Origin of the sequence: Streptomyces sp. NBC_00344, from assembly GCF_036088315.1 — a bacterium.
GTDB lineage: Bacteria > Actinomycetota > Actinomycetes > Streptomycetales > Streptomycetaceae > Streptomyces.
The window spans coordinates 6619219-6630773 of sequence record NZ_CP107996.1 but is presented as its reverse complement, the minus strand read 5'-3'; the positions used below and the strand labels follow the sequence as shown (position 1 = coordinate 6630773).

At 69.8% G+C, this 11555-nt stretch carries 12 protein-coding genes; 6 read left to right on the top strand and 6 right to left on the bottom strand.

Annotated features, from left to right (window positions below):
• Positions 1–61: 61 nt before the first annotated feature.
• The 5 genes from OHS16_RS30005 to OHS16_RS29980 all read left to right on the top strand — a co-directional run bounded on the left by OHS16_RS30005 (position 62) and on the right by OHS16_RS29980 (position 4145).
• Positions 62–982: an ABC transporter ATP-binding protein gene (locus tag OHS16_RS30005; protein WP_328540380.1), complete on the top strand. Its 921-nt coding sequence runs from the start codon at positions 62–64 to the stop codon at positions 980–982.
• Positions 979–1833 carry an ABC transporter permease gene (locus tag OHS16_RS30000; RefSeq protein ID WP_328540379.1) on the top strand — a complete coding sequence of 285 codons (855 nt, stop codon included), beginning with the start codon at positions 979–981 and terminating at the stop codon, positions 1831–1833. Before OHS16_RS30005 ends, OHS16_RS30000 begins: the two co-directional genes overlap by 4 nt.
• Before the next feature lie 345 nt (positions 1834–2178).
• Positions 2179–2445, top strand: coding sequence for a hypothetical protein (locus OHS16_RS29995; protein ID WP_328540378.1), 267 nt, complete (start codon positions 2179–2181; stop codon positions 2443–2445).
• A gap of 205 nt (positions 2446–2650) precedes the next feature.
• On the top strand, positions 2651–3154 hold the full coding sequence (locus tag OHS16_RS29990; protein ID WP_328540377.1) for a MarR family winged helix-turn-helix transcriptional regulator: 504 nt from the start codon (positions 2651–2653) through the stop codon (positions 3152–3154).
• 472 nt (positions 3155–3626) lie between these two features.
• The gene (locus tag OHS16_RS29980) at positions 3627–4145 is read left to right on the top strand and encodes a PPOX class F420-dependent oxidoreductase (RefSeq protein WP_328540376.1); all 519 of its coding nucleotides are present in this window, start codon (positions 3627–3629) and stop codon (positions 4143–4145) included.
• Positions 4146–4239: 94 nt separating this feature from the next.
• Here the strand turns inward: OHS16_RS29980 and OHS16_RS29975 are convergent, their stop codons facing one another.
• From OHS16_RS29975 to OHS16_RS29955, 5 genes are all read right to left on the bottom strand, one after another.
• Positions 4240–5181, bottom strand: coding sequence for a hypothetical protein (locus OHS16_RS29975; RefSeq protein WP_328540375.1), 942 nt, complete (start codon positions 5179–5181; stop codon positions 4240–4242).
• Positions 5171–6373 carry a hypothetical protein gene (locus tag OHS16_RS29970; protein ID WP_328540374.1) on the bottom strand — a complete coding sequence of 401 codons (1203 nt, stop codon included), beginning with the start codon at positions 6371–6373 and terminating at the stop codon, positions 5171–5173. The genes OHS16_RS29975 and OHS16_RS29970 overlap by 11 nt, the downstream gene beginning before the upstream one ends.
• Before the next feature lie 187 nt (positions 6374–6560).
• Complete coding sequence (locus tag OHS16_RS29965) at positions 6561–7337, bottom strand: class I SAM-dependent methyltransferase (protein WP_328540373.1); 777 nt, start codon at positions 7335–7337, stop codon at positions 6561–6563.
• A 61-nt stretch (positions 7338–7398) separates the two neighbouring features.
• On the bottom strand, positions 7399–7833 hold the full coding sequence (locus OHS16_RS29960) for a hypothetical protein (RefSeq protein WP_328540372.1): 435 nt from the start codon (positions 7831–7833) through the stop codon (positions 7399–7401).
• A gap of 311 nt (positions 7834–8144) precedes the next feature.
• Positions 8145–9344: an MFS transporter gene (locus tag OHS16_RS29955; RefSeq protein WP_328540371.1), complete on the bottom strand. Its 1200-nt coding sequence runs from the start codon at positions 9342–9344 to the stop codon at positions 8145–8147.
• Between the two features lie 297 nt (positions 9345–9641).
• Between OHS16_RS29955 and OHS16_RS29950 the strand changes: the two genes are divergently transcribed.
• Positions 9642–10310, top strand: a complete 669-nt coding sequence (locus OHS16_RS29950; RefSeq protein WP_328540370.1) for a formylglycine-generating enzyme family protein — start codon at positions 9642–9644, stop codon at positions 10308–10310.
• Between the two features lie 167 nt (positions 10311–10477).
• Here OHS16_RS29950 and OHS16_RS29945 read toward each other — a convergent pair whose 3' ends face one another.
• Positions 10478–11554 carry an ABC transporter ATP-binding protein gene (locus OHS16_RS29945; RefSeq protein WP_328540369.1) on the bottom strand — a complete coding sequence of 359 codons (1077 nt, stop codon included), beginning with the start codon at positions 11552–11554 and terminating at the stop codon, positions 10478–10480.
• Position 11555 lies beyond the last annotated feature (1 nt).

Sequence of the window (11555 nt, the reverse complement as noted above, 5' to 3'; positions counted from 1 at the left end):
CCTCGCGATTGCCACCCACGGCCTCATGACCGGACGGGACCCTCCCGGCAGGGTTGTCCCTGTGATCGAAGTCAACGAACTCACCAAGCGCTACAGCGGCAAGACCGCCGTCGACCGGCTGTCCTTCACCGTGCGACCGGGCCAGGTCACCGGTTTCCTCGGCCCCAACGGAGCCGGTAAGACCACCACCCTGCGGATGATCCTCGGCCTGGACGCGCCCACCGGCGGCGCCGCCACAGTCAGCGGCGTCCCCTTCCGCAGCCACCCGCGCGGCCTGCGGCACGTCGGCGCCCTCCTTGACGCGGGCCAGGTCCACGGCGGACGCACTGCCGAGGCTCACCTGTCTGCCCTGGCCCACGGCAACGGGATCTCCCCGCGCCGAGTGGACGAAGTGCTGCACGAGGTGGGGCTGGCCGAGGCAGCGCCCCGCCGCATCGGCGGCTTCTCGCTCGGCATGAAACAGCGGCTCGGGATCGCCACCGCGCTGCTCGGCGACCCGCCGGTGCTGATGTTCGACGAACCGGTCAACGGCATGGACCCGGAGGGCGTGCTCTGGATGCGCCGCCTCTTCCGGCGCCTCGCGGCCGAGGGCCGTACGGTCTTCCTCTCCAGCCACCTCATGTCGGAGATGGAGAACACCGCCGACCAGCTCGTCGTCATCGGCCGGGGCCGGCTCATCGCCGCCGAGTCGGTACGGGACTTCGCGGCACGCGGCACCCGCCTCGGCGTCCTGGTGAGCACGCGGCAGGCCGCCGAGCTGACGGCGGTGCTGACCGCCGCGGGGGCGTCGGTCGAGCCGGAGGGATCGGCGGACGCCGAGAGGTTCGCCGTGACCGGGCTGCCGGCGGACCGGATCGCAGCGCTCGCCTTCGAGAACCGGATCGTGCTGAACGAGCTGACCACCCGAACTGCCTCACTGGAGGAGGCCTTCATGGAACTCACCGCCAGCAGCGTCGAATACCAGGCAGGACAACCCCGATGACCACACTCTCCTCGGCCACCCCGACCATCTCGGCCGTGACTGCCGCCGAGCCGGCCGCCCGTTTCCGCGACCTGCTCGTCTCCGAATGGATCAAGATACGGTCCCTGCGCTCCACCCCATGGACCCTCGCACTCACCACCCTGTTCGTCATCGGGTCCGCTGCTGTAGCGGCACTGGCGGAAATCAACGACCTTCGGACGATGAGCCCGGCGGCGAGGGCCGATCAGGGATTCCATGTGTTCGTCGCGTTTCCCGCGGCCGGTTACATGACGCTGATGCTCGTCGCCGGCAGCGTCGGTGCCCTCACCGTCGTGAGCGAGTACAGCAGCGGCCTGATCCGCACCACCACCGTGGCCGTCCCCGCCCGTGGTGCGGTGGTGCTGGCCAAGGCGGTCGTCACCGCCGCGCTCTGGACCGCAGTCGGCACGGTCATCTCCCCCGGTTGCTTCCTGGTCTCCCAAGCCATCCTGAACGGGCAACAGGCCGGGGTTCCGCTCACCCATCCCGGAGTCCTCCGGGCCTTGGTGGCGTCCGCCCTGCTGGCCCCGGTCTGCGCACTGATCGGCCTCGGCTTCGGGGCTCTGATCAGGCACAGCGCCACCACCATGGTCACCAGCGCCTTTACCCTGGTGATGCTGCCGCCGATCTTCTCGCAGAGCGCCCGCTGGTCCGCCGCTGTGAGCCACGCGATGCCGGTCACGGCATGGAAGCGCCTGGTCCAGAACTGGGCACCGGATTCCCATTCGCTCGCCTACAGCGCCACAGTCCCCGGCTCGTGGGCCGTGTACGCGCTCTGGCCGTTGGTCGCTGTTGCACTCGCTGTGGTCATCGTGCGGCACCGCGACGTGTGAACGTGCCTCCGAGACGCGCATATCGCGCGCCGGAGGCACACAGGGGCAAGGTCCTCGAAGCTTGTCGCAGCCTCGATGAAACGTCTCTCATGAACGACCCTTTCCCGGAGCAAGATCAAGAGCGGTCGGCGGAAGCGGTCCGGAGCGCGGTTTCACTGTGACAACTCGCTCTCACTCAGGAGTGAGCGGGGCCCGGGCCCGGCAGCAACTGGAAGGGGGCTGCGGACGAAGCTCCGGTTGTGCGGCGCTCCGCGCAGGCGCCGATGGTGGAACAGCGCCCCCATACGAGTGATTTGGGCGGCGGCCTGCTCCCCCGGGGCCGGCCGGGCCACCATCCTGCAGCGTGTGATCAAGAACCTGACGCGTGCCGCCATGACGGTCGCCCTCACTGCGGCCCCCTTCACCATGACCGGCCCCGCGCACGCCGGAGGAACCCTCGACGTACCGCAGGCGAACCCCTGTGCGACCGTTGTCGCGTATCCGGGCTACGCCTGCGTGCCGACACCCAAACAATGCTTCACGCAGCCGTGCCCCCAGTACGACATCGTGCCGATGGCGTCGGCCCCACTGGAGGGCGGTGTCCCCGTGGAGGGCACAGCAGGCACCTTCTGACGCTCGCCCGGGGACGCGTTGGACGTCGCTTCTCATCGCCGCGGGCAGTCCTGGATCTTCGCAGAACGGGTTCGACCGGACTCCCGCCGGTTTCATGAACTGCGCACCTCCGCAGGCACGCGGGTGGTCATATCCGGGGCATCGCGGTGTCCGCAAAGTTCCCTTCCGGATAATCCGCCACGGATCACATTGTTACCCTGCGGCCATGACAGCCATGACACCCACCCGCACCGAGCCGGACCTGTCGTTCCTGCTGGACCACGCGAGTCACGTCCTGCGGACCCGTATGTCCGCGGCGCTCGCCGAGATCGGCCTCACGGCACGCATGCACTGCGTACTGGTTCACGCCATGGAAGAGGAACGCACTCAGATCCAGCTCGCCGAGATCGGCGACATGGACAAGACGACCATGGTGGTGACGGTGGACGCCCTCGAAGACGCCGGTCTCGCCGAGCGCCGCCCCTCGAGCACGGACCGGCGGGCCCGGATCATCGCGGTCACACCGAAGGGCGCCCGGATCGCCGGGCGGAGCCAGGAGATCGTCGACGGCGTCCACAAGGAAGCACTCTCCGATCTCACCAAGGAGGACAGGAGGGTCTTCCTGAGCATCTTGCACAGCCTGGTCGAGGGGCCGTTGGCAACTCCCGTCGAGAATCCGCGACCGGTCCGGAGGGCGCGTCAGCACGGAAAGCAAGGCCGAAACAAATAGTCTGCAACAAAACCATCTGCTACCTTCTCTCTTGTCGCCTCAACTGACAGGAGAGACAGGCATGTTCGCCGCACCCGCTCATTCCTCCGCCGCTCCGCGATCACTCAGGCTCGCTCTCGGGGTACTCGCCACCGGGATGCTCATGGTCGTTCTCGACGGGAGCATCGTGACCGTGGCAATGCCGGTCATCCAGAGCGATCCGGGGTTCTCCCCGCGGGTCTCACCTGGGTCGTCAACACCTACCCGGGCACTCGTCGCCTCAGTCTCCTCGCGGACGGCAGAAGCCGGGCCGCGGCGCTGACCGGCGGCCACCATCCGGCGTTCGGCGCCGGCCTCCTCGTCACACCCTTCCTCGTCGCGTCCACCGTGCTGGGCCGCACCGCGCCCCGCCGTACCGGCCGAAGGGCCCCGCACCCGCCGAGCACATCACCGCCGTCTGATCTCCGACACATCACTGCGAGGGGAAAGATCCATGAACACGAACGCGCCCGAGACCGCAAGCGTCACGACCGGAGAGGAGCAGGAGCCGGGTGGTGGACCGGCACCCCGGATTCTCTCGGAGAAACAGCTGTCCCGGTTGTTGCGGGAGCAGCAGTTCGGAGTGCTCGCGAGCGTTCGGCGTAGCGGCCACCCCCATCTGACGACCGTGCTCTATCACTGGAATCCCGACGAACGCGTCGTACGGATCTCCACAACAGCCGACCGCCTCAAGGTTCGCCAGTTGCGGCACGATCCGCACGCCGCTCTGCATGTCACCGGGCCGGATGTCTGGTCGTTCGCCGTCGCCGAGGGGCTGGCGGAGGTGTCGGATGTGACCACGGAGCCGGGTGACGCGATCGGCCGGGAACTACTCGCTCTGACCCCTGGGTTCGAGGATCCGGCGCAGGAGACGGCGTTCCTCGCGCAACTGGTCGCGGAACGGCGTGTGGTCATCAGGATCAGGGTGTCCCGCCTGTACGGAACAGCCCTGGACATCCCCACCACGGACTGATCCATGGGTCCACAGAATCCCGCACAACGCCACCACTGTGCACGGCTATTGACTGAGTGTCAGCTGTGCTGGAGCAGGCATCGCATCCGCCAGGTCAGTCCTTCGGGCAGGGAAGCGACTTGCCCCTGCCCGGACCTCGGGCGAACCACTGTCCGTCGGCGGTGCGCCACCCGGGCTGAAACTCCTTGGAGTTGGGACACAGGAAGGTGGGCAGATAGACGGCCCGGTAGTCGCCGGCATCCGGCAGCTCGCCGGTGATCTCGAACGGGTGGCCGTGCGGAGCGCTCAGCACGGCCTCCGCCGTCTTGCCCCCCACCTGGTAGTGAACCCGGTAGTGCCAGCGGCAGTGGCCCCGCTGCACCGACGCACGAAGCAGGAACGCGGTGCTCTGGTTCTGCTTCAGGACGATCTGCCGGGCCTCGGGGCCCGTGAAGTACGGCCCTTTGGCGCCGTCCTTGTGCAGCCTCGGCACCGGGGCGTCGACGGTGACGTCCAGCGGGAGGACCTCCTCACCGCCCTGTCCCGGCGCGTACACCAGGCTGCCACCGAGGGGCTTCCCGCACCGGCCGCCCTCGATCACGGGGACGATGTCGGTGACGCGTACCTCCTGACTGGCGCCGCTGCGCAAGGTGACGAGCCACTGCGAGTTGTTGACGTCCAGGAGATCGGCGCGCGCTGCCAGCGAGGCCGTTTCCAGACTGTTGACGAAGTGTGGGTCCACCGGGCCACGGGCCAGGAATGTTCCGCTGTCCTTGACGTCACGGACCTCCACGACCTGGAGTGCGTCCCGCGTGGAGAGCCGGTCGTGCAGGCCGTCCAACGGCAGTACGGCCTTCACCGCGGTCGTCAGCGCGTCCTGGAAGGTGACGGTGGCCACCCCTAGGACGATCGTGGCAAGCCAGGCCACCGGACTGCTGAGATACCGCAGGCGGCCACCGGCCGCTCCGGTCTCCGGACGGGCAGGGCGCTCCCCCCGTCGTACGCTCTTGCGGGTGAGTGCGCCCGCACCGCGGACCCTCGGTCGGCTACCCGGCATGACTCAGCCCTCCCTCACCGCGGGGTACGGGCGCCCCGGCCCGGTCGCGTTCCGCCTTCCACAGTGCGCAGACGACACATGCACCGACCGCCCAGCCCCACACCGTGCCGAAGCGGACGGCATCGGGGAACGAGACGCCGAGCAGGTCGAAGAATCGGGCATCGGCGGACGGCGACACCTGCCACCACGCCACCCTGAGTCCTGCCGCCTCCGAAACCCCGGCAAGTGCCGCTGCGAACACCGTCGCGCACCAGCACTCCGTCACCACCCGGAGCGGCCGTTTGCCCGCCGTGCTTCCCGCCACGGCATACAACGCCGCACCGAGCACTGCCAGAAGCACCAGACAGGCCCCGGCCGTGGCAAGCCACCCCGCCGTCGTCTCCGTCCGCAACGGGCGCAGACGCAGGGCCGGGTAGAGGAGACTGCGGAACGCGTCGAGGATCTGCGGGGGTCGGTAGGGCATCCACAGATCCCGGTCGAAGGTGACGGAGGCCGGGTCGCGGGAGAGCACCAGGGTGTGGCGCAACACCGGCCCTCCGGCGGCGGCCAGCAATACCACGGGGACGAGTCCTGCCGCAGCCGTGTTCCACCGGTGCCGGGCCGCGGCCGGCGATGCTGAAGCGGCCCGGGCCGCACCGGCGTCGCCGTCATCGCTGTTGCCACCCAGCGAAAGGAGGAGCCGGATCGGCTCGGAGTCGCGCGCCAGCCGGACCGCAACGCCGAGAAGCACCGGTGGCTCCCAGCCGCACCAGAGCGCGTATGCGGTGGGCGCCGGTGCGGGACGCGGCAGTGTGTACTGGATGTACCAGTGGAACCAGCCCATTCCGGGAGGCTGTGCGTCCATCGTCAGTGCCTGCAGCACCAGTTCGGCCGATCCCGCGGACAGCAGCGCGGCGCCGATGAGGAGCAGGACAAAGCCCGGTCGCGGTCCGGAGCCCGCCGCACCGCACAGCACACGGTGGACCAGCACGGTGCTCACCACCACGAAGACCAGTTGCGGAAGGTACCCGGCGGCGTGTCCGGTGTCCGCCACCACGAACCCGCCCGGCGTGGGAGAGGAGGCGTCGGTGGCGGTACGGGTGCACACGCTCTCCGTGGTCAGCAGCGGGCACACCGAACGGAAGGAGAACAGAACGACCGTCTGGGCCAGCGCATTGCCCGCGGCCAGGAACCCGGACAGGAACCTGTTCACTGCTCTCCTCCCCCGAGGTCAGCCGCCCGAGGCGGCATACGGGGCACGAGTCTGCCCCACCGGGAGGCTCGGTGTGAAATGTGTTCCCCTCAACACCCCCTGGCCGTAGCCGGATTGCCCCTTTCCATGGGCGGCCGGACCGGGTCGGCGCACGGGGTGCTGCCAGCCCGGCGGGACCGCCGGCCCGTCAGCCCCGCAGCTCCAGCCGCACCGCGACGGCCGTTCCTTCCTGGTGGGAGTCGCACAGAGCCCATGGGGAGTCCCGCACAAGCTCCCGCACCTCGTCGACCGAGGCGTAGAGGTATTCGAACCAGGGGGTCGCTGTCGCCCGGGAGCGGATGCGTACCCGGTACTCGCCGGGGAGCCGCCCCAGAGCGCGGTTCCTGGCACGGTAGGCCAGGGTCTCCGGAACCTGACTGTTACGCATGTCGCGGGTGGAGGCGAGGAGTTGTGATCCCGGGCGGGCAAGTGCCGCCAGTTGGGCGAGCACCGCCGGACTTGACTCCCTGCTGCCGAGGAAGCCGAGGTTGTTGCCGAGGAGCAGCAGGGTGTCGAACGCACCGAGCGCTTCGGCCTCGCCGAGTTCTCCGAGAACCACGGAGAGCCCGCGTTCCTCGGCCACGGCCACCGCGCCGGGCGACGAGTCCAGGCCGAGGACGTGGTGGCCGGCCTCGGTGAGAGCGAGGGCGTGCCGTCCCGGCCCGCATCCGATGTCGAGGATCCGGCCACGGGCCTGCTCACAGGCCCAGGTCTCGGCGCCGTTCCACTGCGCGGGGCCGCTGAACCAGTGCGACGTGTCGGTGGCGAAGACGGCGCCGTCGGCCCGCTCCAGTACCTCGAAGACAGACCCGGGCCGTGCCCCGGCAGCCCAGCAGCGGGTGACGAGCTCCCCGAACGCGTCTCCGACCCGGGGCTGGTCCACCTGCTCCAGCAATCCGGGAGCAACATCGGCTTGTATGGTCACGTTTCTTCTCCACAAGAAGGGTTCCGGGTTGGCCCGGCGAGGGGCGACTGCCGAACGTGTCTCAGACTTCGTCTGCTGCCACGTTCGGGTTGGCGATGCGCATCGTCAGCTCGTCGCCCACCTTGACGTCGTGCACGACGAGGGGGCAGCGCCGGCAGGCATCGATCCCGGTCTGCTGCCACCACTTGCAGCGCGGCCGCAGGTGGCACTTCGGCAGGCTCGACTCCTCCACCGACGGCGCATGCCTGGCGACCTTGGTGACCAGTCCGCAGTCGTCCCCCACGCGTTGCGCGCACTCGGCGTAGCAGTGCGCCGCGAAGCGGATGGCCTTGGTGGGGAGCACATCAACCGGGAGGAAAACGGTCGCCTCCGCCGCGGGGACCGGTGTGTCGAGGTAGGAGAGTCCGTCGGAATCGGCATGGACGCCCAGGACGACGGCTTCCGGTCGGTCGGGCTTGGAGCTCGGACACCACGCGACGTTCTCCTGCTCATCCATGCCGATTTCCTTCCTTCGGTGCGGTCAGTGGGTGGTGAGCGGGACTCAGCCGCCCGACTCGTAGACGTAGCTCGCCGTGCGGGGGGCCGCCTGGATGCGTACGGCGGCGGCGCGGACCGCCGCGGCGAGGGCGCTGATCTGGATCGTCTTGGCCATGACTGTTCTCCTTCTCTGTTCTCAACTGCGGGTGTTCCAGCGGGTGCTGTGCTTCGATTCTGGGTGCCGCGCCGGGTCAGGTGAAGGCGGTGCGGACCGGGAGAACGGGCCGTGGCCTGTAGAGGCCAGGGGGCGCGGCTGCGGATACCGTCCCGTCAGGACGGCCCGGTACCGGCTCTCAGGCCGCCGGACAGCGCCAGCGTCACGGCCACGGAGAGGGCCGCCAGCAGAGCCATCGAGGTGGCGGGTGAGCTGTGCTGGGCGACGAAGCCGGCCAGCGCCGCGCCCAGGCCCTGCACGGTCAGCATTCCGGAGGTGTGCAGACCTAGCGCGTGCCCGTGCATCTCGGGCGGAGTGATGGCCAGCAGACGCTCTTGGAGCAGCAGGCTCGCCGCGTACCCCGCCGACGCCAGCACCACGGCCACCACCACGATCGGGAAGTCCGGCCGCAGGGCGAGAACCAGGTACGGGACGGCCAGCAGCAGCCGCAGCGGGGCCGCGAGCCGATTGCGCCATCCGGCGGGGACGAACCTGCCGACCGCCGCGTCCCCGAGCAGCATGCCGAGTGCGGCGAACGCGAAGAGCAGGCCGGCCTGTTGGGGCCGGTAGGAGATGAAGAGGGATTCGCAGCCGACGATCAGACCGTTGGGAACCCACAGGGCCAGATAGATGTACCGGCGAGGGGATGACGACCACAGCACTCTGTTGTTGCCCCACGTTGCTGCGACGGAAGGCCGTCCGGCAGCGCGTGGCGCCCGCCTGCTGAGCCCGAACCGGCCGACGACCGCAGCCGTGAGCTGCAGAACCGCTCCGACCAGCAGGGTGCCGCGTGGCGAGAACGCGGTGAGCAGCACACCGCCCACAGCGAAGCCGCAGATCTGGACGATGCCGGCCGCCATGTTGAAGACGGCCCGTCCCGGCAGGTAACTCTCCTTGCTGAGAATCTCGTTGAGCAGTCCGAAGCGCACTCCGCCGCCCACCGAGGTCAGCGTGCCGGCGGACAGGAGCACGGCGAAGACGGCCCAGACAGGCAGCCCGGGGATGGCCTGCGCACAGGTGCTCACAGCCAGGACCAGCGCCAGACCTGACGTAGCGGCGCGCGGGGGCAGCCGGTCGGCGGCGGACATCAGCAGCGTCGCACCGATCACCTGGGCGAGCGAAGGACCGAACATGGCAAGAGCGGACAGCAGCGGCGAACCTGTGCGGGCGTAGACCATCGAGCCGAGCGCCAGACCGCTCACCGCCCGGGCGGTCGCCTGGAGCACGGTGGCCAGGAAGAGGGGTGTGAATTCCGGGGTCCGGAAGAGCGAGCCGTAGCGCGTCGCTGCTGCCGCCTGTGCATCCGTCGTCGTCATCGGCGTGACCTTCCCCGTCGTCGTCCCGGCCCGCGGAGCGGCCGGCACGTCTCCCGGATTCCCTGCGCGTGTGTATCCGGCTGTCATGGCTCCCCGGCGTCCGCCGTCTGCCACGCTGCCGATGGGCTCACGAGTCTGGTCGCACGACGGGCGCCGGTGAAGGGGCTGCGGGCTGAGAGAACAGGCCATGTCCTAGTCAGGACATGGCCCCGTACTCGGCGGGGCGCAGGGCGAGTTCCGTGAGCGGAGCCCCCCTGTCCGACTCGCGCGCAGGGGTGTCGGTAGGATCGCCTGTTCATGGATACGGCTGCGGTACACAAGATGATGACGATCCCGCCGGGCCGGGTGACCCTGTCGGACCGGCGAACGCAGCGCAGTTGGCCGGTCGACCTCGCGCCGTACCAGCTCGCGGCCTTCCCTGTCACCCAGGCGCAGTACGCAGCGGTCACCGGCCTGCGGCCCGGCAGCTCGCGGGGCGACCGGTTGCCCGTCGAGGGCGTTTCCTGGCTGGACGCGGTGCGGCTGTGCAACGCCCTGTCCCGGCGTGAGGCGTTGGCCCCCGCATATCACGTCCGTTCCGACGGCGAGGACGTCGACTGGGACAGATCCGCTGACGGGTACCGGCTGCCGACCGAGGCGGAATGGGAGCATGCGTGTCGTGCCGGTACGGACGGCGCGCGGTACGGGCGTCTCGACGAGATCGCCTGGCACCGCGGCAACTCCGGGGAACGGATCCACGACGTGGGCGGCAGACAGCCCAACGCCTGGGGCCTGTACGACATGCTGGGCAATGTCTGGGAATGGTGCTGGGACATCTACGATGCGGAGGTCTACGCCGGCTATCGGGTACTGCGTGGCGGTGGTTGGTTCGACGAGCGCTGGAGCTGCCGTGCCTCGGTGCGGCGGCGCAGTCACCCCACTTTCCGAATCGACGACGTGGGCTTCCGCGTCGCGCGTTCCGGCTGAGCGAGGTGGCGTGATCTCAGGTGCCGGGCGAGGGCGGAGTGGACAGGACCGACACATACGGTGCCCCGATGCGCGGGCCGGCACCGCCGGGGGAGCCTGCCCCGAGGCGACGCCGAGGGTGCCGATGGCGACCGCGAAGGACTGCTCGATCGGCGGGCCCGTCCCCCTCAGGCCGGGTACGCATGCGTTTGTGTGGCCTTGACCGTCGCCCACACCGGAGCGCCCGGGTGCAGGTCGAGCTCGGCAGCGGCGACCGTGGTCAGGTCCGCGGTGAGGGAGAGTTCGCCGGTGAGGTCCACGCGGATCTGGTCTCCGTGCGTCTCCAGTCCGGTGACCTCACAATGCCACACGTTACGGGCGCTGGAGCCGGTGGGGCGGTCGCGGTGCAGGGTGACCGCCCCGGGCGGGAACGCGACGAAGACGGGGCCGACGAACTCCTCGGTGGTGGTGATTCCGGGACCCGCTTCGAGTCGTACGGCGTGCCCGTCGGCGTGCCCCTGGTAGAGGTTGAGCCCGACGAGTTGGGCGATGTAGTCCGTACGCGGATGGCGGGCGATGTCAGCCGGGGCGCCCTGCTGGACGACCCGGCCGTGCTCGATCACCACCAGTCGGTCCGCCAGCACCATGGCATCCAGCGGCTCGTGGGTGACAAGGACGGCGACGGCCTCGAAGTCGGCGAGATGGCGCCGGAGTTGGGCGCGTACGTCGAGGCGGGTGCGGGCGTCGAGCGCAGCGAGCGGTTCGTCGAGGAGCAGCAGCCGGGGGCGGGTGGCAAGAGCGCGGGCGAGGGCGACACGCTGGGCCTGGCCCCCGGAGAGCCGGCGGGGCTTTGCGGCTGCGTGGTCGGCGAGGCCCATGCGGTCCAGCCACTCTGCGGCCCGTGCGTGGGCATCGGCCTTCGACGCGCCCTGGCAGCGGGGGCCGAAGGCGACGTTCTCGAGGGCGGTCAGGTGCGGGAACAGGAGGTAGTCCTGGAAGACGACGCCGACCGGGCGGGACTCGGGCGGGGTGTGGTCCAAGGCAGTGCCGTCGAGGCGCAGGTGGCCACCGGTGAGCGGGGTGAGCCCGGCCAGCGTACGCAGGGCGGTGGTCTTGCCCGCACCGTTGGGCCCCAGGAGCGCGACGACCTCGCCGGGGGCTGCGTTCAGTGCCACGTCGAGGTGGAAGCTGCCGCGGTCCACGACGATGTGAGCGTCGAGACCCCCGGCGGGGGCGCCGTCGGTGGCCGGGTCGATGTGCTTCATG